Origin of the sequence: Arthrobacter ulcerisalmonis (assembly GCF_900609065.1) — a bacterium.
Classification (GTDB): Bacteria; Actinomycetota; Actinomycetes; order Actinomycetales; family Micrococcaceae; genus Arthrobacter; species Arthrobacter ulcerisalmonis.
Map to the genome: position 1 here is coordinate 12,259 of NZ_UXAU01000037.1, position 18,451 is coordinate 30,709.

An 18,451-nucleotide genomic window follows, 5' to 3' on the forward strand; every position below is an offset into this window, starting at 1 on the left:
GGCGCTTCCTCGCCCCCCCACCACCCCCACACAACAAATACTAAAAACGACCCCCCCCCCCCAACCTCAAATCTTGGGGTGGCCCGCGGCTCTCCTGTTTGTTGAACTGCTCAGCTGGCCGGGCGGAGCTTGATTTCGGTGATCTTCAACTGGTCGGTTCCCTCGAAGCGGTAACCCAGGTCAATCGTCTTGCCGTCACAGGTGATGACCCCGGCGAAGTCCGCTGATTTGGAGTCGTTCTCGTTCGCCACGTTGACGGAGTTGTAAGACTGTTTGCAGGTGTCGTCCATGTCCAGGCTGGCCACCCCTTCAACGAAGGATTCCTTGGAGATCTGTTTCTGCAGGGCCGGGTCCAGGAAGTCGTCGTACGCCTTGGAACTTTCGCCGGCGATGACCAGCTTGGTGAAATCATCCGCCTGGGATTTGGCTTGGCTGGTGGCGTCACCCACGATGTTCACCAGCACGAGAACCCCAACGAGCACCAGAGCCAGGACGGCACCCACTGCCGAGAGGATGATCCACAGTTTCTTGCGGCTCTTGGCCGGCGGCCCACCGGGGAGCCCAAAAGGCGTTTCGGGTGCCTGCGCGTAGGGGTTCTGAGCGTTCGGGGTCGCGTACGCATTGTGGGGCGCCCCGCCGTACTGTGGTTGTCCCGCACCGTCGTGTGGCTGGCCGGCACCGAACTGCGGTTGGCTCGGTCCGCCTTGCGGTTGGCCGGCGCCGTACTGTGGTTGTCCCGCACCGTCGTGTGGCTGGCCGGCACCGAACTGCGGTTGGCCTGCTCCGTAAGGCGGCTGAGGTAGTTGCCCTGCATCGTGAGGGGCCTGCGCGCCGGGAGTACCGGCGTCGTACGCTGCCTGTGGCTCTGCCGGAACGGTAGGCGGTGCAAGCGGCGGCGGTGGAACGGCGGGTTGGCCGGCGCCTGGGGTGGAGGGATCCGGCTGGTGGGGTTCCTGCGGAGAGCTCAAGGTGGAGCCTTTCCAAACATGGTGCGGGCACCGAGTGGCGGAGTCGTGGTGGCTGACCCCAATATCTGCCACCCAGCCTATAACTTGTGCCGATCCTAGGCCTGTTCGGAGCCTCGGTCGAGGAGCGGCTGGACGCGAAAGGGGATGAGTTCGCCCATGGCCAAGGCGGTATCTGTCCGGTCCACGCCCTCGCAGCCCAGGATCTTCCCGTTGATCCGGAACAAATCCTCAGCGTCCAACGCCACCACGCGGAGCAGGAGATCTGCGGATCCGGTGAGGCCGAACCCTTCAAGGATTTCCGGGATATCGGCCAGCTCGCCAGCCAATTTCCCCAGTTTCTGCTGCTGCACATGCACAGAAATGAAGGCCATCAGGGGGTACCCCAACGCCACCGGATTGATCCTGCGCTCAAAGGAGAGGAACACATGGCCCTTCTCCAGGTGAGCCATCCGGGCCTGCACCGTATTCCGGGAGAGCCCCAGCTTTTGAGCCAACGCCACCACTGTCCGCCGCGGGTCCTGCGCCAGCGCAGATAGCAGTCGGGTGTCCGTGCCATCCAAAGCTCGCATAATGCGAAGGATAGCACGGTCCAGGACGTCCAAACAGTGCACATTGTTCAATGAAAGCAGCACTGGTTGTACCCCATGCCACTTGTGAGTAGGGTCACAGTATCTGGGTCGATGATGCCCGGGCGGCCAGCGGTGGGCGGGGCCACAAGCTCCGTAGCTGCAGGTCAACGACGTGAAAGGGTTGCGGGCTATCGTGTCTACAGACGAAGCGGGCCACGGCGGAAGACAAGCCGGAAATACAGCTGGAAACGCCCAGGAAGCGACTCCAGGGCTGATCCAACTGATCACCCCCGGCGGTGAGCGGGTCAGTCACCCGGAATTCGATGTCTGGGTCAATGACGTCACTGACGACCAGCTTGCCGCGCTGTATGAGGACATGAGTGTCATTCGCCGCATCGATGTTGAGGCAACGGCGTTGCAACGGCAGGGCGAGTTGGCTCTCTGGCCGCCGCTCCTGGGACAAGAGGCCGCCCAGATCGGTTCAGGCAGGTCCCTCCGGCAGGAAGATTTTGTCTTCTCCAGCTACCGCGAGAACGGTGTGGCGTACTGCCGCGGCGTTGACCTGACGGACCTGGTCCGGGTGTGGCGCGGCAACGCGTCGTCCGGCTGGGACCCCTACGCCATCAACATGGCCACACCACAGATCATCATCGGGGCGCAGACCCTCCACGCCGCCGGCTACGCCATGGGAATCCAGTTTGACGGCGCAGATGCTGCCTCCGTGGCCTACTTCGGCGACGGCGCCACCAGCGAAGGCGATGTCAACGAGGCAATGGTTTTCGCCGCAAGCTTCCAGATCCCCATGGTCTTCTTCTGCACCAACAATCATTGGGCCATCTCCGAGCCAGTCCGGCTGCAGTCACACATCCACTTGGCCGACCGGGCCGACGGGTTCGGCATCCCCAGCCTCCGGGTCGACGGCAACGATGTCCTGGCGGTGATGGCCGTGACCCGGCTGGCCCTGGACCGCGCCCGGCGAGGTGGCGGGCCTACGTTTATCGAAGCAGTCAGCTACCGGATGGGGCCGCACACCACGGCCGACGATCCCACCCGATACCGCGACGCCAACGAACTCGAAGACTGGGCGGCAAAGGATCCCATCAGCAGGGTTGCCGCCCTGCTCGACCGGAAGGGCCTGTTGACCAGCGCACTGCAGGAGCAAGTCCAACAGAAGTCCGACGCCGTGGCACGCGAGATGCGCCACGGCTGCACCACCATGCCGGAGCCGCAAGCCATGGCTGTCTTTGACAACGTCTACACCGCCCCGAACTCGGCCCTGGAGCGCCAGGCGGACCACTACTCGAGGTATCTGGCCATGTTCGATGAGCCAGCCGCTGCTGCCGCCACGGAAGGTGCACGCCGATGACCACCATGACCTTGGCCCGTGCCATCAACACCGGCCTCCGGAAGTCCCTCGAGAGCGATCCCAAAGTCATCTTGATGGGTGAGGACATCGGCGCCCTGGGCGGTGTCTTCCGGGTAACGGACGGACTGCAGAAGGACTTCGGCACCCACCGCGTGTTGGACACCCCGCTGGCCGAGTCGGCCATTGTGGGCACCGCCGTCGGGCTCGCCTACCGTGGCTACCGGCCCGTCGTCGAAATCCAATTCGATGGCTTCATCTACCCGGCGTTTGACCAGATTGTCAGCCAGGTGGCCAAACTGCACTACCGCACGCGCGGTGCCGTGAAAATGCCCATCACCATCCGGGTTCCCTTCGGCGGCGGTATTGGCTCCCCGGAACATCACTCAGAATCGCCCGAGGCGTACTTCACCCACACCTCTGGCCTGCGTGTGGTGAGCGTCGCCAACCCGCAGGACGCCTACTCGGTGATCCAACAGGCAATTGTCAGCGACGATCCGGTCCTCTTCTTCGAGCCCAAACGCCGCTACCACGACAAGGGCGAAGTGGACGACGCCTCGGCGCTCAGCTCAGCCCTGCCCATGGGGCAGGCGCGGGTCCTCACGCAGGGCGCCGACGTCACGCTGGTGGCTTACGGCCCCATGGTCAAGACCGCGTTGGACGCCGCTGCAGCTGCGGCCGACGAGCAGATCGGCGTCGAAGTCATCGACCTGCGCTCCCTTGCACCCATCGACTACGCGCCGGTAGTGGCGTCCGTGCGTAAGACCGGGCGGCTGGTGGTCACCCACGAAGCCGGGCAATCGGGTGGACTCGGCGCCGAGATTGCCGCCAGCATCACCGAACGGTGCTTCAACTACCTGGAAGCGGCGCCGGTCCGCGTCACCGGTTTCGACATCCCCTACCCCTACTCGAAGGTGGAGATGCACCACCTGCCCAGTCTGGACCGCATTCTCGACGGCGTGGACCGCGCCCTCGGACGGCCTAACTCCCTCAGCGGGTTGGAAGGATGAGCGCCACCATGATCAAAGAATTTCGGCTACCGGACCTGGGGGAGGGGCTCACCGAATCGGAGATCCTCAGCTGGAAGGTCCAGGTAGGGGATACCGTCAAGCTCAACCAGGTCATCGCCGAGGTGGAAACCGCCAAGGCGGTGGTGGAGTTGCCGTCACCCTTCGACGGCGTCATCGCTGCGCTCCATGAGGAACCCGGCACGGTGGTGGAGGTGGGCAAGCCGATCGTCTCGTTCGAGGTGCCTGACGTGGGGGCGGCACCGAAGCGCGAGCCGAACCTCGTGGGGTACGGCGCCGTCGTCGAAAGTTCCGGCCGGCCGGCACGGCGGCTGCGAGCGGCAGGTGTCTTGGCGGCTGACGGTGTGCCCGCCGTTGGTTCGGATTCGGGCGCCGGGGCTGCCGCCGTCGTCGTGCCTGAGGCTGCTGCGCCCACGGTCGCTGCCGCGGCTCCTCGAAGCTCCGAGCTTCCGGAGCGGCCACGCTCCACGCCGCCGGTCCGGAAGCTCGCCAAGGATCTGCACGTCGACCTGGCCCAGGTAACAGGCACGGGTCCGCAGGGCCTCATCACCCGCGCTGACGTTGAAGGTTTCGAGAAGGCGACGTCCGGCGTCGTCGCATCAGCTCCGGCGACGGCGGCGGGGAACCGTGAAACGCGGACGCCCATCAAGGGGGTGCGCAAGTTCACGGCAGCGGCCATGGTGGCCAGTGCCTTCACCGCACCGCACGTGACCGAATTCCTCACCGTGGACGTGACGCCCAGCATGGAGTTGCTCACCCGGTTGCGGACCCGGCGCGACTTCGCCGAACTCCGACTGACGCCGCTCACCCTGGCCGCCAAGGCAGTTTTGCTGGCGCTGCGGCGGAATCCGTCGCTGAACTCCTCGTGGGACGAGGTCAACCAGGAGATCGCCACGTACAACTACGTCAACCTGGGGATCGCGGCCGCCACGCCGCGAGGGTTGCTGGTGCCAAACCTCAAGGACGCTGACGCCCTGACCCTGGCCGAACTCGCCACCGCGCTCGCCGCCTTGGCAGAGACGGCGCGGGCGGGTAAGACGAGTCCGGCTGATTTGTCTGGGGGGACCATCTCGATCACCAACGTTGGCGTCTTTGGGATCGACGCCGGCACGCCCATTCTGAACCCGGGTGAAGCTGCGATTTTGGCGCTCGGCGCTGTCCGGTCCACGCCCTGGGAGTACCGCGGCGAGGTGGCGCTGCGCCAGGTGATGACCTTGAGTTTGTCGTTCGATCACCGTCTGGTCGACGGTGAGCAGGGCGCCCGGTTCCTGGCTGATGTTGGAGCGATCCTGGCGGACCCCAGCTCCGTGATCACCATGGTCTAGTCGTTACCCCGCCGAGGGGTGACGTTACGGTGCCGTGAGGGCGGCCTGGGCCATTGCTTCGAGCAGGGGACGGGCCGTTTTCATGGGGACTTTGCGGCCGAGGCTGCGAACGGAGTGTGGCGTGGAGTTGATCAGCCCGAAGGTGGCGTGAGCTCGGAGCCGGAGCTCGGCCGGGTCTGCAGTCGGGTGGAGCTGGGCCAGGATTTCTACCCACACGTGGACGTAGCTGCGTTGCAGGGCGCGAACGGCTGATTGGTCTGGCTCGGCAAGGTTGGTGAGGTCGCGGTCCTGGACCCGGATGACGTCCGGGTTGCTCAAGGCGAAGTCCACATGGAAGCTCACCAGTTGCTGCAAGGCCGTGAGCGGCGTGGAGTTGTGCGCGGCTACCTGCTGTCCGCCGGCCAGGAGTTCCTCACTCACGCTGACAAGGAGTGCGGCTAGGACAGCTTGCTTGCCGGGGAAGTGCCGGTACACAGCCGGGCCGCTGACACCAGCCGCCGCCCCCAGCTCCTCAAGGGACACGCCGCCGAACCCGCGCGCTGCGAATTGCGATGCTGCTGCAGCCAGCAGTGACTGGCGCCGCGCCTCTTTGGCATCACGTCGTTGGGTCCGGGTGGGCGGTGGCGTGACGTCGGTGGGTTGATGGTGTTCGGTTGGCTGCGCTCGAACAACAGCTGGGCCGCTCACGGCCAGGTAGTCGACGCCGGTTCGCATGCGCGGCGGGATGGGATTGCTGCTCACTTTTCCTCCTCGGACCCGGAGATTCTACCAACGCCCAGCCTGTGTTGGACATCACAGTTAATCCAGACTAACCTGAATTTCAGTTACTGATCACTAACCGAGTCTGCTGTTGCGGGTTCGGTTCGCCTACGGAAATGGACGCGGCGATGGAGACTTTGGCCAGTCGGGTGGACCCTGGCAGTGATGCTTTCGTTGCGAACGAAGAGGGCCAGCTCAAACTTGTGGCCGAGTTGCGGGACCGCTTGGCTGCGGCTGCCTTGGGTGGGCCCGCGAAATCCCGGGCTCGGCACACGGCCCGCGGGAAATTGCTGCCGCGCGAGCGTATCGATCAGTTACTCGATGACGGCAGTCCGTTCCTTGAGATCGCTCCGCTGGCGGCTGACGGTATGTATGACGGCGAAGCTCCCGGAGCAGGAGTTATTGCAGGCATCGGATTGGTCCACGGCCGCCAGGTCCTGGTGATCTCCAACGACGCTACGGTCAAGGGCGGAACGTACTTCCCGCTCACGGTGAAAAAGCACCTGCGGGCCCAGGAAATTGCCCTGGAAAACAGGTTGCCCTGCATCTATCTCGTAGATTCGGGCGGCGCCTTTCTGCCCAAGCAGGATGAGGTGTTTCCGGACCGGGACCACTTTGGCCGCATCTTCTACAACCAGGCGCGGATGTCTGCCGCGAAAATCCCGCAGTTGGCTGCTGTCCTCGGTTCATGCACCGCCGGCGGCGCCTACGTCCCGGCCATGAGCGACGAGACGGTGATCGTCCGCAACCAAGGCACGATCTTCCTCGGCGGCCCACCGCTGGTGAAGGCTGCCATTGGGGAGGAAGTGAGCGCCGAGGACCTCGGCGGCGGCGACGTCCACGCCAAGATCTCCGGTGTCACCGACCACCTCGCCGACAATGACCAGCATGCCCTGCAGATCCTGCGCGACATTGTTGCCACGCTCCCCAGTGCCGCGGACCCGGTGTGGCCGGTGAGCGCCGTCGTCGATCCCGCCGTGGACCCCGGCCAGCTCTACGGCGCGGTACCCACAGACGTGAACGCCGCCTATGACGTTCGAGAAGTGATCGCCCGGCTCGTGGACGGCAGCAGCTTCCATGAGTTCAAGCGCGACTATGGCACCACCCTGGTCACCGGCTTCGCCCGCATCCACGGCCACCAGGTGGGAATCGTCGCCAACAACGGGGTGCTTTTCAGCGAGTCGTCGTTGAAGGGCGCGCACTTCATCGAACTATGTGACCAGCGCGGCATCGCACTGCTTTTCCTGCAGAACATCTCCGGCTTCATGGTGGGCAAAGACGCCGAGCAAGGCGGGATCGCCAAGAATGGCGCCAAAATGGTCACCGCCGTTGCCACGGCCAGGGTCCCCAAACTGACAGTGGTAATCGGTGGCTCCTTCGGCGCAGGAAACTACTCCATGTGCGGACGCGCCTACTCACCCCGGTTCCTCTGGATGTGGCCCGCGGCCCGCATCTCCGTCATGGGCGGGAACCAGGCGGCCAGCGTCCTGGCCACCGTCAAACGTGACCAGTTCCAGGCCGCCGGCGAGGACTGGCCAGCCGCGGAGGAAGAAGCCTTCAAGGCCCCCATCCGGCAACAGTATGAGGACCAGGGGAGCCCCTACTACTCAACTGCCCGACTCTGGGACGACGGCGTCATTGATCCCGCGGACACCCGCACCATTGTGGGGCTCGCCCTCGACGTCGTTTCCCGCACCCCACTGCCGGAGACGTCCTTCGGCCTCTTCCGGATGTGAGCACCATGAACCAAGCACAGACCACGTCCAACGGGCAGCGCCTCTTCGGTACGGTCCTGGTGGCCAACCGCGGCGAAATTGCCTGCCGGGTGATCCGTACGCTCAAAAGCCTGGGCATCCATTCGGTGGCGATCTACAGCGATGCCGACGCCGGCGCTCGGCATGTCCGCGAAGCTGACGCTGCCGTGCGCATCGGCCCGGCCCCTGCCGCCGAGAGCTACCTCAACATCGATGCCGTGCTGGCGGCCTGCCGGCTCTCGGGTGCCGATGCTGTCCATCCCGGTTACGGCTTCCTCAGCGAGAACGTGGAGTTTGCTCGGGCGCTCGAGTCCGCGGGAATCGTCTTCATTGGCCCTGGCGTGGATGCCCTCAACATCATGGGCGACAAGATCCGCTCCAAGCACCAGGTCGCCGGTTACGGCGTGCCGACTGTGCCGGGCGTGGCCGAGCCGGGGATGACCGACGCCGACCTTGTCGCTGCTGCGGACAGCGTGGGCTTCCCCCTGCTGATCAAACCTTCCGCAGGTGGCGGGGGCAAAGGCATGGAAGCTGTAGCTGCCGCCGCTGACCTGCCAGCCGCCCTGGCCACCGCCCGCCGGGTCGCATCCAGTGCGTTTGGTGACGACACCTTGTTCCTGGAACGTTTGGTTCAAACGCCGCGCCACATCGAAGTCCAGGTCCTCGCGGACAACCACGGAAACGTCATCCACCTTGGCGAACGTGAATGCTCCCTGCAACGCCGGCACCAAAAAGTCATCGAAGAAGCACCGTCGCCCCTGCTCAGCGGACTGGCTGACGGTGCGGCACTCCGTGCTCAGCTCGGGGAAGCCGCCTGTAATGCCGCCCGCAGCGTGGCGTATAGCGGCGCCGGGACGGTCGAGTTCCTGGTTTCCGACGCAGCGCCTGGCGAGTTTTTCTTCATGGAGATGAACACCCGGTTGCAGGTGGAACATCCTGTCACGGAGATGGTGACCGGGATTGACCTGGTTGAGTGGCAGATCCGTATTGCCGCCGGAGAACCGCTGACGGTTCAGCAAAGCGACGTCCACCTGTCCGGGCACGCTGTGGAGGCCCGCGTCTATGCAGAGCTTCCACAGAAAAACTTCCTGCCCGTCACGGGAACTGTCCGCGTGCTGGCGGAACCCATTTCCACTCCCGGCTCAGCGGACCGGGTCCGGGTCGACTCTGCCCTGCTGCCTGGATTGGAGCTTTCAGCCAATTACGATCCCATGCTGGCCAAGGTCATCGCCTGGGGTACAGACCGTCCGGCCGCCCTGGCCGCGCTGGACACGGCGCTCGCCGGGTACGTGGCGTTGGGCGTCGACACCAACGTTGAGTACCTGCGCCTCCTCGTTGCAGACCCAGACGTCCAGGCCGGTCACCTGGACACGGGGCTGATTGAGCGTAAGCTCCCCGACTTGGCGTTCCGCGCTGTGGGGCCAAGCGAGACGGCGGCGGCAGCACTGATCGCGCTCGCCGCCGAGGCCGGAGCGGCAGCGGCTGCCCCCGCCGCTGCCGGACCCTGGACGCACCGCGATAACTGGCGGCTTGGAGCAGCCCCGCCACGCCGGTTTACCTTTGCACTGCCCACCGGCGGGACGGCCGCGGTCGACGTAACGGCTCCAACGCCGAACGCCCAGACAGTAGAGGGCCTGATAGCGATCGACGGCGGTCCAGCCGTGGCTGCCTCGCTGCGGATTTCCGGGGCGCAGGCGGTGGTGACGCTGGAAGGAGTAGCCACCACTTACTCCTTCGCCACGGTCTGGCCCGAAACCTCGCCAGCTCACTCCAGCCCGCCGGCGTCGGACGTTCCCCTGCAGATCTTCCTGGGCGATCACGGCTGGGCCTGCCGGCTCGAGAAGTTGACGCGTGAAGCCAGACTGAGCCGGGTCCGGGATGCCATCCAACGGGACGCAGGCGCGGCAGACCCGGACGTGCGTTCGCCCATGACCGGGACTGTGGTGTCCGTCCCGGTGCAGCACGGCGACACCGTGGCAGCCGGCCAGGTGCTGGTGTCCGTCGAGGCCATGAAAATGGAGCACCAACTCGTGGCCCCGTTCGCAGGGACTGTGCACGTGACCGCGCGGACGGGCGACCTGGTCAAGGCTGACCAGATCCTTGCAAGTATCCATCCAGACCCGGCCGTAAACCTGCCTGCAGATTCCGCACCCGCCAGCCCCGAGCTTTCCCCAACAGAAGGAGCCCGGCCATGACCGGTTTCGAACTCACCGACGAATACCAGGACCTGAGCGACACCGTCCGTGACTTCGCAGACTCCGTGGTGGCTCCGGTGTCTGCAAAGCACGACGAAGAACACAGCTTCCCTTACGAGGTTGTCAAACAAATGGCCGAGATGGGTCTCTTCGGATTGCCCTTCCCGGAGGAATTCGGTGGCATGGGCGGGGACTACTTTGCGTTGGCGCTCGCGTTGGAGCAACTGGGCAGGGTGGACCAATCAGTGGCCATTACCTTGGAAGCCGGCGTCTCGCTGGGGGCCATGCCGGTCTATCGGTTTGGTACCGCGGCGCAGAAAGAGGAATGGCTGCCCATGTTGGCCGCAGGAACGGCGCTCGCCGGTTTTGGTCTCACCGAACCTGAGGCTGGCTCTGACGCTGGCGGCACCAAGACCACCGCCAAGCGGGACGGCGGGGACTGGGTGATCAACGGTGCCAAGGAATTCATCACCAACTCTGGCACCGACATCACCAAGCTCGTCACCGTTACCGCCGTGACCAACCAGCACCAACGTGAAGACGGCAGCACCAAGAAAGAGATTTCCACGTTCTTGATCCCCACCAACACCCCGGGCTTTAAGGCTGAGAAAGCGTACAACAAGGTGGGCTGGAACGCCTCGGACACCCATCCGCTCTCCCTCCGGGATGTTCGGGTTCCCGAAGCGAACCTGCTTGGCCAGGAGGGGCGCGGCTACGCCAACTTCCTCTCCATCCTCGACGAGGGCAGGATCGCCATCGCGGCGCTGGCCACGGGCGCAGCCCAAGGGTGCGTTGACCTGTCCGTGAAATACGCCAAGGAACGCAGCGCCTTTGGGACCACCATCGGCAAACACCAGGCGGTGGCGTTCAAGATTGCCCGGATGGAGGCCCGCGCCCACACAGCCCGCCTGGCGTACTACGACGCTGCCGCGCGGATGCTTGCCGGCAAGCCGTTCAAGACCCAGGCGGCCATCGCTAAGATGGTCGCAGGCGAGGCAGCCATGGACAACGCGCGGGATGCCACCCAGGTATTCGGCGGCTATGGCTTCATCAACGAGTTCACCGTGGCTCGCCATTACCGCGACTCCAAGATCCTGGAAGTGGGGGAGGGCACCACGGAAGTCCAGCTGATGCTGATTGCCCGCGAACTGGGGCTTTAGCTTCCGGTTTGTATCAGGCCTGAAAGGATCAACGATGATTGACAAGGTTGTTGCCAACGCGGCAGACGCTGTGGCGGATATCCCCAACGGAGCGTCATTGGCGGTGGGCGGATTCGGGCTGTGCGGGATCCCGGTGGCCCTCATCGACGCCCTCCACCACGCCGGCAGTACCGATCTGGAAACCGTCAGCAACAACTGCGGGGTGGACGACTGGGGACTTGGCCTGCTGTTGCGCGACGGCAGGATTCGCCGGACCATCAGCTCTTATGTGGGCGAAAACAAAGAGTTCGCGCGTCAGTACCTGGCCGGTGAACTGGAGGTAATCCTCACCCCGCAAGGCACCCTCGCCGAAAAGCTACGTGCCGGCGGCGCTGGCATCCCGGCCTTCTACACCAAGGCCGGCGTTGGCACTCAGGTGTCCGACGGCGGCCTGCCGCAAAAGTACGACGCCGACGGTGGCATTGCTGTTGCCTCAGCCGCCAAGGAAGTGCGGCAGTTCGGCGGTGTGGACTACGTCCTCGAGGAGTCACTCACCCCCGATTTCGGCCTGGTCCATGCGTGGAAGGGCGATCGCCACGGCAACCTCGTCTTCCACGCGGCGGCCATGAACTTCAACCCGCTGTGCGCCATGGCCGGCCGGATCACCATCGCTGAGGTGGAGGAACTCGTGGAACCAGGCGAACTCGACCCCGAACACGTCCACGTGCCGGGGATCTTTGTCCAACGGGTTGTCCTGGTGCCGGACGCCGTCAAACGAATAGAGAAGCGCACAGTGGCGCTGCAGGCAGGAGCATAGCCATGGAATCCGCCAGCAACGAACCGCCGCGGCCAGAAGCCGTCCGGCACGAGTACCGCTCGGGCGCCACCGCTGATCACCACAAAGGCTGGTCGCGCAACGACCTGGCCGCCCGGGTGGCCCGCGAGCTCCGCAACGGCCAATACGTGAACCTGGGAATTGGCATGCCCACGCTGATTCCCAACTACATCCCGGCAGGGGTGGAAGTGGTCTTGCATTCAGAGAACGGCATCTTGGGGGTGGGCCCTTACCCAGCCGAGGACGCCGTCGACCCGGACCTGATCAACGCGGGCAAGGAAACAGTGACCGTCAACCGGGGAGCGGCGTTCTTCGACTCGGCAATGTCGTTTGGCATGATCCGCGGCGGACACGTGGACGTCGCTGTCCTCGGCGCCATGGAAGTGGCCGCCAATGGTGACCTGGCTAACTGGATGATCCCCGGCAAAATGGTCAAGGGCATGGGCGGTGCCATGGACCTGGTGTTCGGCGCCAAAACCGTGATCGTGATGATGGAACACGTGGACAGGCTCGGGAACCCCAAGATCGTCCAGGACTGTTCGCTGCCGCTGACCGGCAAAGGCTGCGTTGACAGGATCATTACCGATCTTGCGGTCATCGACGTGGTGCGTGCTGGGACCGGCTCCAGGCTGGTCCTGCGCGAGCTCGCCCCCAACGTCACCCTAGAGGACGTGGTGGCGGCCACTGGCGCAGAGCTCTTCGAAGAAGACCAGGAGCTGACAGTATGAGCGCCGATGGACCCAGAGTGATCGAACAGCGTGGCCTGTACTTCGATGAACTGGAAGACGGCGTGGTGTACGCGCACCGACCAGGCCGCACCCTGACCGAGGCAGACAACGTCCTATTCACCACGTTGACCATGAACACCCAGGCCCTGCACCTCGACGCGGCCTGGAGCGCCAACCAACCGTTTGGCCAACGGCTGGTGAACTCGATGCTGACCCTGGCAACCCTGGTGGGTCAGTCAGTCACCCAGCTGACGCAGGGAACCATCATTGCCCAGTTGGGCCTCACCGACGTATCTTTCCCGCAGCCGCTGTTCCACGGCGACACGCTGTACACGGAGACGGTGATCACCGCCAAGCGCCTGTCCAGTTCGCGGCCGGGTCAGGGAATCGTCACCATGGCCCATACGGGGCGGAACCAGGACGGGGTAGTGGTGGCGCTGGCCACCCGAAGCGCGCTGATGTGGACCCGGGACGCGCACGCCCAGGCCATGCAGGCCCAAGCCATGCCTGCCCAGGGTGCTGAGCGGGCGCAACAAGACCCTGAAGGGTAGGGAAGAATACCGCTATGACGTTCTCCATGGGTCCCGCCCTGCTCTTCTGTCCCGCTGACCGGCCCGAACGGTACCAAAAGGCCGCCAGCCGGGCTGATGCCGTCATCTTGGACCTGGAAGATGCCGTAGCGCCGGCAGACAAGCAGCGGGCCAGGGGTGCCATCCTGGCGCAGGTGGGAACCGCAGGGGGAAGCCCTGAACTCGATCCAAGCCGGACCATCATCCGGATCAATCCCGTGGGCAGCGCGGCGTTCGCCAAAGACCTGCACTGCCTGGCACATACGCCGTACCGAACGGTGATGCTCGCCAAAACTGAGACCGCAGAACAGCTCAGCGCGCTCGCCGACTACCGGGTGATTGCCCTGTGCGAGACGGCCCTTGGCGTGGTGAACGCCCCGGCCATCGCCGCCGCGCCGAATGTGGTGGCCATGATGTGGGGTGCCGAGGATCTGCTCGCCAGCTTGGGCGGCACCGCCAGCAGAACTGACGACGGCCGCTACCGGGCGGTGGCGTTACACGCACGGTCCGCCGTCCTCCTCGCCGCCCGGGCCTACGGGAAACAGGCGGTGGACTCTGTCTACGTCAACATTTCCGACCTCACCGGCCTGGCCGAAGAGAGTGCCGATGCCGTGGCGTCCGGATTCAGCTCCAAGGCCTGCATTCATCCGAGCCAGGCGGCAGTCGTCCGGGCCGCCTATGCGCCAACAGACGCTGACGTAGCCGCTGCTGAAGAACTGCTGGCAGCTGCAGCAGCCGCAGGATCAGGCGTTTTCGCCTACCAGGGGCAGATGATCGATGAACCCATCCTGAAACACGCGGCAGCCACCCTTCGCCGGGCTGGCCAGCGCCGCTGAGCCCGGCACGTGGGGGCTTGCAGGCGTGTCAGCAGGCGGCACCGGGTGCGGGATACTTGAGTCATGCAGGCACGCAGAATCGTCATTCTTGGCTCCACAGGTTCCATTGGCACCCAGGCGATTGACGTCGTCGACGGCGCCCCACACCTCTTCGAAGTCGTGGCGCTCAGCGCCGGCGGAGGACAGTTGGAACTCCTGGCGAAGCAGGCCGTCCATACGGGTGCGGCGGCGGTAGGAATTGCCAGCGGCGACGCGGCGCAGCTCGCCGCGCTGATCGGTGAGTTCGCCGCGGCCGCCCAAAAGCCCGAGTACCGGCCGGAAATATTTGCTGGTCCCGACGCGGCCACGATCATTGCTGGCATCCCGGCAGACGTCGTGCTCAACGGAATCACCGGTTCCATCGGCCTCGCCCCAACGCTGGCGGCATTGCGATCTGGCGCCACCTTGGCACTGGCCAACAAGGAGTCCCTTATTGTTGGCGGCGCGCTGGTTAAAGCTGCGGCCAGGGCAGGCCAAATCGTGCCGGTTGACTCCGAACACTCGGCAATTGCACAGTGCCTGCGCGCCGGAACCGCTGGTGAGGTGGAGAAACTCATCCTCACGGCCTCCGGTGGTCCGTTCCGCGGCCAGAGCCGGGAGGAGCTGCACACCGTCACCCCACGGCAAGCCCTGGCGCATCCCACCTGGGACATGGGCGTCATGGTGACCACCAACTCCGCCACGCTGGTCAACAAGGGCCTCGAAGTCATTGAGGCCCACCTGCTCTTCGACGTTCCACTGGACCGGATCGACGTAGTGGTCCACCCACAATCGGTGGTCCACTCGATGGTCCAGTTCGTTGACGGCTCCATCATCGCCCAGGCCTCCCCGCCGGACATGCGCCTCCCGATCGCCCTCGGTCTGGGCTGGCCTGATCGGGTCCCCAAGGCAGCGCACCCGTGTGATTGGACCAAGGCCGCCACCTGGACCTTTGAGCCGTTGGACGTTGCGGCGTTTCCCGCCGTCGGCATTGCCAAGGACGCAGCGAAGCAGGGCAGCACCTTTCCCGCGGTCTTCAACGCTGCCAACGAAGAAGCGGTCACGGCCTTCCATGCCGGCAAAATCAGGTTCACGGATATCGTGGACACGGTCGAGGCAGTCCTCAGCGAACACTCAGGTTCCTCCGGGCTGACGGTGGAGTCGGTACTGGATGCTGAATCCTGGGCACGAGCGCGCGCCCAGGATCGTTTAGCTCTTCGCAGTCTCTAAGGAAGCGGCATCACCCCATGACCCCCGTTCTACTTTTTATCCTCGGCGTTGTTGTCGTGGCGCTTGGCATTGCCGCGTCGATTGCGCTGCACGAAGTGGGCCACCTGCTGCCCGCCAAGCTGTTCAAGGTCCGCGTCACCAGATACATGATCGGCTTTGGTCCCACGCTTTGGTCGCGCCGTAAAGGCGAGACCGAATACGGCGTCAAGGCGATTCCCTTGGGCGGTTACGTCTCCATGATCGGGATGTATCCGCCCAACAAGGAGGACGGTTCCGTCAGGCCCTCCAGCACCGGAATGTTCCAGACCCTCGCCACCGAAGCCCGATCCGTGGCGCACGAGGAAGTCGGTCCAGAAGACAAAGATCGTGTTTTCTACCGCTTGCCGGTATGGAAGAAAATCATCATCATGCTGGGTGGGCCGGCCATGAACTTCATCCTCGGAATCGTGCTGACCGCTGTATTGCTGATGGGGTTCGGCACGGCCCAAGCCACCACCACCATCTCGGATGTGTCCAAGTGCCAGGTAGCGGCCGGTGAAACTGTCGATCCTAATTCGTCGAATTGCCAACTGACACCGGCTGCGGCTGCGGGACTGCTGCCCAACGACAAGGTCATGTCCTTCGACGGTCAACCCGTGACCAACTGGAACGAGTTCACGGAGAAAATTCGCGCCTCGGCTGGCCGCGAAGTACCCATCACCGTAGAACGAAATGGCGCCGTGGTGGACACCACCGTGACCCCCGTGCTCTCGTCGAGGCCCATCGTGGGCACCGATGGGCGGCAGGCGACGGACAGCTCAGGCACCCTCCAGTACCAGGACGTGGGATTCCTCGGCATTGGTGCGCAGACGGCGTTGGTACCGCAACCGGCGTCGACCGTTCTGCCCATGGCGGGCGAGAACATCCGCCAGGTGGCTGGCGTGATCCTGAACCTGCCCGCCCGCGTGGTGGGCGTGGCCAAGGCTGCCTTCAGTGCGGAGCCGCGAGACCCCAACGGCCCCATCAGTGTGGTGGGTGTGGGGCGTGTGGCCGGTGAAGTCGCCGCTATGGAGGAGATCCCGGTGGAATCCAGGGTTGCCACTCTGATCGGCATCCTGGCCGGCCTGAACTTTGCCCTGGGTGTTTTCAACCTGGTGCCGCTGCTGCCGCTCGATGGCGGCCATGTGGCGGGCGCGCTGTATGAAGGTGCTCGGCGGCGGGTGGCAAAGTTGTTCCACCGACCAGACCCTGGTGCCTTCGACATCGCAAAACTGTTGCCGCTGACCTACGTGGTAGCTGTGCTGTTGATGGGCATGAGCGCGCTGCTGATCTATGCAGACATCGTCAAACCGGTCAACCTCTTCGGCTAGACCTCGTTTAATCAGTCAAATACAGCTGATTTTTTACAATCAGCCAATAATGATTGATTCTTGAAAATGAGACGTATATGGTTGATTCATGTTTGTGATGACCCTTGATCAGCGCGGCAGCACCGGCGACCAGGACCGCGTGCCGGAACTCATCGCGGCCCTCGCTCAACGGAGTGCTACAAACTTTGAGCGTTCCGTAGGCGACGAGTTGCAAGGCGTGGTGGCGTCCGCCGCAGATGTTGTGGACATTGCACTCTTCGCTCTCCGCGCGGGCCACTGGTATGTAGGTATCGGCCTAGGTCCCGTGCAGCTCGCCGCCAGCTCAAGCCCAAGAGAGGGGGCCGGCGCGGGGTTTATCGCTGCCCGACGCGCCGTGGAAGCCGCCAAAGCAGCTGGCCCCTACGTGCCATTGTCGGTGGTCTCCGGCACCATGGGACAAGACAGCAGGAATCGCCACGAGATCCACGAAGGAGTTGGGATGGGTGAGCTCGCCAGTGCCAGTAGCAATGCCGAAGCGGTACTGCGGTTGCTGGGTCGCATTGTCCAGGACCGCACCACCGCCCAGTGGCGTGTTGTGGACGCCTTGGCACGGCACGGGAACAACCCCTACGGCAAACAGAAACAGGTAGCCCAGGAGTTGGGCATCACCGAGCAGACGGTCAGCCGCACCGTGCACCGCTCCGGCTGGCAAGAAGAGCAAGCCGCCCGGCCGGCAGCCCAGATGCTTCTTGACTATGCACATCGACAAAGCGTCGCCACGGGGAGCCTGGCTGCCGGTACCCCCGAGGCGGGCTAGCCGATGGATGCGATCTGGATTGCCGTTGCCTTGGCCGTGGCTGGCTTTGCCGGCTGGCCCGTCACGGCGCTCGTCTTCAAGCTGGCGCGGACTATCGATGAAAAAGCTGACGCTGCCAAGGCCGCCGAGGCAGCACGACGGCGGACCGACGATCCGTCCGCAGATGTCACGGTGGACCAACCGCACAGCCGTGCCGCCCCGGCCGCCAGGGGTGCCGGCGCGCAGGGCCACGGCGACCAAAAGGTCGACGGCGAGCTGACCGCCCAATGGGCGCCGTCGTCGTCCGCCTCTGCGTTACCTGCCGCCGGGACGTCAGCTGCCCCTGCCCCACCCGCCACCTCAGGCAACGGGCAGCGAATCCTGCGTGGCGGGGCGATTATTGGCATCCTGGAGCGGCTGGGAGTGTGCCTGGCGATTCTGACTGCACAACCGGTGGCCATCGCCTACATCGTGGCTATCAAGGGGCTGGGAAGATTCGCCGAACTGAAAGAAACGCCCGTGGCCGCCGAGCGGTTCATCATCGGCACCCTGGCGTCCATGCTGTGGGCGGCTGGAACAGCGGCGGCCATCAAGGTGATGTTCCTTTCCTGACGGCGGAGGCCGGAGCCTGGGACGCACCAGAGCGTGCAGTAGCCGGATGGGTCTAGACCCGGCGGAGGGATAGGGTAGCCGTATGACAGTTTTTGCCGTTGAGTACGTATACACCGCCAATTCCACCGATGCCCGCGGCGAGGCCCGGCCGGCCCACCGCGAATGGACCGGGGAACTGGCCCAGGCCGGAACCATCCTGGCCAGCGGCCCGTACGGCGATGGTGCGGGTGCCCTGCTGATCTTCCAGGCCGCCGACGAACTGGCCTTGAACGGTATTCTCAAACAGGATCCGTTTGCCGCAGCTGGCGTCATCGCCGGCACCAAAATCACCGAATGGTCACCCGTCACCGGCCAACTCGCCGGGTACGTTGCGTAGCCTCTTCACCCCTCTCACCATCA

At 64.5% G+C, this 18,451-nt stretch carries 18 protein-coding genes; 15 read left to right on the top strand and 3 right to left on the bottom strand.

What is annotated here, in order from left to right:
* Window positions 1-110: 110 nt before the first annotated feature.
* Together PSET11_RS16920 and PSET11_RS12350 are read right to left on the bottom strand one after the other, a co-directional pair.
* Entirely contained in the window at window positions 111-968 is an 858-nt protein-coding gene (locus tag PSET11_RS16920; RefSeq protein WP_238989140.1) for a hypothetical protein, read from the bottom strand.
* Window positions 969-1,063: 95 nt separating this feature from the next.
* The gene (locus tag PSET11_RS12350) at window positions 1,064-1,537 is read right to left on the bottom strand and encodes an Lrp/AsnC family transcriptional regulator (protein WP_124092626.1); all 474 of its coding nucleotides are present in this window, start codon (window positions 1,535-1,537) and stop codon (window positions 1,064-1,066) included.
* Between the two features lie 193 nt (window positions 1,538-1,730).
* On the opposite strand from PSET11_RS12350, the gene pdhA reads away from it, so the two are divergent.
* The 3 genes from pdhA to PSET11_RS12365 are packed head-to-tail and all read left to right on the top strand — an operon-like array spanning window position 1,731 to window position 5,253.
* Entirely contained in the window at window positions 1,731-2,903 is a 1,173-nt protein-coding gene (gene pdhA, locus PSET11_RS12355; RefSeq protein WP_124092627.1) for a pyruvate dehydrogenase (acetyl-transferring) E1 component subunit alpha, read from the top strand.
* The gene (locus PSET11_RS12360) at window positions 2,900-3,910 is read left to right on the top strand and encodes an alpha-ketoacid dehydrogenase subunit beta (RefSeq protein ID WP_124092628.1); all 1,011 of its coding nucleotides are present in this window, start codon (window positions 2,900-2,902) and stop codon (window positions 3,908-3,910) included. The genes pdhA and PSET11_RS12360 overlap by 4 nt, the downstream gene beginning before the upstream one ends.
* Before the next feature lie 8 nt (window positions 3,911-3,918).
* Window positions 3,919-5,253, top strand: coding sequence for a dihydrolipoamide acetyltransferase family protein (locus PSET11_RS12365; RefSeq protein WP_124092629.1), 1,335 nt, complete (start codon window positions 3,919-3,921; stop codon window positions 5,251-5,253).
* 24 nt (window positions 5,254-5,277) lie between these two features.
* Here the strand turns inward: PSET11_RS12365 and PSET11_RS12370 are convergent, their stop codons facing one another.
* Complete coding sequence (locus PSET11_RS12370; protein WP_238989141.1) at window positions 5,278-5,994, bottom strand: SACE_7040 family transcriptional regulator; 717 nt, start codon at window positions 5,992-5,994, stop codon at window positions 5,278-5,280.
* A 146-nt stretch (window positions 5,995-6,140) separates the two neighbouring features.
* On the opposite strand from PSET11_RS12370, the gene PSET11_RS12375 reads away from it, so the two are divergent.
* The 12 genes from PSET11_RS12375 (at window position 6,141) to PSET11_RS12430 (ending at window position 18,428) form a co-directional block, all read left to right on the top strand.
* Complete coding sequence (locus tag PSET11_RS12375) at window positions 6,141-7,748, top strand: carboxyl transferase domain-containing protein (protein WP_124092726.1); 1,608 nt, start codon at window positions 6,141-6,143, stop codon at window positions 7,746-7,748.
* A 5-nt stretch (window positions 7,749-7,753) separates the two neighbouring features.
* On the top strand, window positions 7,754-9,961 hold the full coding sequence (locus PSET11_RS12380) for an acetyl/propionyl/methylcrotonyl-CoA carboxylase subunit alpha (RefSeq protein ID WP_124092630.1): 2,208 nt from the start codon (window positions 7,754-7,756) through the stop codon (window positions 9,959-9,961).
* Entirely contained in the window at window positions 9,958-11,121 is a 1,164-nt protein-coding gene (locus PSET11_RS12385) for an acyl-CoA dehydrogenase family protein (protein ID WP_124092631.1), read from the top strand. The genes PSET11_RS12380 and PSET11_RS12385 overlap by 4 nt, the downstream gene beginning before the upstream one ends.
* A 34-nt stretch (window positions 11,122-11,155) precedes the next feature.
* Window positions 11,156-11,917 carry a CoA transferase subunit A gene (locus tag PSET11_RS12390; protein ID WP_124092632.1) on the top strand — a complete coding sequence of 254 codons (762 nt, stop codon included), beginning with the start codon at window positions 11,156-11,158 and terminating at the stop codon, window positions 11,915-11,917.
* Between the two features lie 2 nt (window positions 11,918-11,919).
* Window positions 11,920-12,663 (top strand): CoA transferase subunit B, encoded by a 744-nt coding sequence (locus PSET11_RS12395; RefSeq protein WP_124092633.1) that lies wholly within the window; start codon window positions 11,920-11,922, stop codon window positions 12,661-12,663.
* Entirely contained in the window at window positions 12,660-13,214 is a 555-nt protein-coding gene (locus tag PSET11_RS12400) for a MaoC family dehydratase (protein WP_124092634.1), read from the top strand. The genes PSET11_RS12395 and PSET11_RS12400 overlap by 4 nt, the downstream gene beginning before the upstream one ends.
* A 14-nt stretch (window positions 13,215-13,228) precedes the next feature.
* Window positions 13,229-14,068: an HpcH/HpaI aldolase/citrate lyase family protein gene (locus tag PSET11_RS12405; RefSeq protein ID WP_124092635.1), complete on the top strand. Its 840-nt coding sequence runs from the start codon at window positions 13,229-13,231 to the stop codon at window positions 14,066-14,068.
* A gap of 63 nt (window positions 14,069-14,131) precedes the next feature.
* Complete coding sequence (dxr, locus tag PSET11_RS12410) at window positions 14,132-15,316, top strand: 1-deoxy-D-xylulose-5-phosphate reductoisomerase (protein WP_124092636.1); 1,185 nt, start codon at window positions 14,132-14,134, stop codon at window positions 15,314-15,316.
* Window positions 15,317-15,333: 17 nt separating this feature from the next.
* Complete coding sequence (locus PSET11_RS12415; RefSeq protein ID WP_124092637.1) at window positions 15,334-16,665, top strand: M50 family metallopeptidase; 1,332 nt, start codon at window positions 15,334-15,336, stop codon at window positions 16,663-16,665.
* Between the two features lie 88 nt (window positions 16,666-16,753).
* On the top strand, window positions 16,754-17,461 hold the full coding sequence (locus tag PSET11_RS12420; protein ID WP_124092638.1) for a MarR family transcriptional regulator: 708 nt from the start codon (window positions 16,754-16,756) through the stop codon (window positions 17,459-17,461).
* A gap of 3 nt (window positions 17,462-17,464) precedes the next feature.
* Complete coding sequence (locus tag PSET11_RS12425; RefSeq protein WP_124092639.1) at window positions 17,465-18,052, top strand: hypothetical protein; 588 nt, start codon at window positions 17,465-17,467, stop codon at window positions 18,050-18,052.
* Window positions 18,053-18,134: 82 nt separating this feature from the next.
* On the top strand, window positions 18,135-18,428 hold the full coding sequence (locus PSET11_RS12430) for a YciI family protein (protein ID WP_124092640.1): 294 nt from the start codon (window positions 18,135-18,137) through the stop codon (window positions 18,426-18,428).
* Window positions 18,429-18,451: the final 23 nt, after the last annotated feature.

Excerpts from the sequence above, each read along its gene's own strand:
- PSET11_RS12350 (WP_124092626.1), bottom strand. The coding sequence starts at position 1,537 with ATGCGAGCTTTGGATGGCACGGACACCCGACTGCTATCTGCGCTGGCG.
- PSET11_RS12360 (WP_124092628.1), top strand. The coding sequence starts at position 2,900 with ATGACCACCATGACCTTGGCCCGTGCCATCAACACCGGCCTCCGGAAG.
- PSET11_RS12365 (WP_124092629.1), top strand. The coding sequence starts at position 3,919 with ATGATCAAAGAATTTCGGCTACCGGACCTGGGGGAGGGGCTCACCGAA.
- PSET11_RS12375 (WP_124092726.1), top strand. The coding sequence starts at position 6,141 with ATGGAGACTTTGGCCAGTCGGGTGGACCCTGGCAGTGATGCTTTCGTT.
- PSET11_RS12380 (WP_124092630.1), top strand. The coding sequence starts at position 7,754 with ATGAACCAAGCACAGACCACGTCCAACGGGCAGCGCCTCTTCGGTACG.
- PSET11_RS12385 (WP_124092631.1), top strand. The coding sequence starts at position 9,958 with ATGACCGGTTTCGAACTCACCGACGAATACCAGGACCTGAGCGACACC.
- PSET11_RS12390 (WP_124092632.1), top strand. The coding sequence starts at position 11,156 with ATGATTGACAAGGTTGTTGCCAACGCGGCAGACGCTGTGGCGGATATC.
- PSET11_RS12395 (WP_124092633.1), top strand. The coding sequence starts at position 11,920 with ATGGAATCCGCCAGCAACGAACCGCCGCGGCCAGAAGCCGTCCGGCAC.
- PSET11_RS12400 (WP_124092634.1), top strand. The coding sequence starts at position 12,660 with ATGAGCGCCGATGGACCCAGAGTGATCGAACAGCGTGGCCTGTACTTC.
- PSET11_RS12405 (WP_124092635.1), top strand. The coding sequence starts at position 13,229 with ATGACGTTCTCCATGGGTCCCGCCCTGCTCTTCTGTCCCGCTGACCGG.
- dxr (WP_124092636.1), top strand. The coding sequence starts at position 14,132 with ATGCAGGCACGCAGAATCGTCATTCTTGGCTCCACAGGTTCCATTGGC.
- PSET11_RS12415 (WP_124092637.1), top strand. The coding sequence starts at position 15,334 with ATGACCCCCGTTCTACTTTTTATCCTCGGCGTTGTTGTCGTGGCGCTT.
- PSET11_RS12420 (WP_124092638.1), top strand. The coding sequence starts at position 16,754 with ATGTTTGTGATGACCCTTGATCAGCGCGGCAGCACCGGCGACCAGGAC.
- PSET11_RS12425 (WP_124092639.1), top strand. The coding sequence starts at position 17,465 with ATGGATGCGATCTGGATTGCCGTTGCCTTGGCCGTGGCTGGCTTTGCC.
- PSET11_RS12430 (WP_124092640.1), top strand. The coding sequence starts at position 18,135 with ATGACAGTTTTTGCCGTTGAGTACGTATACACCGCCAATTCCACCGAT.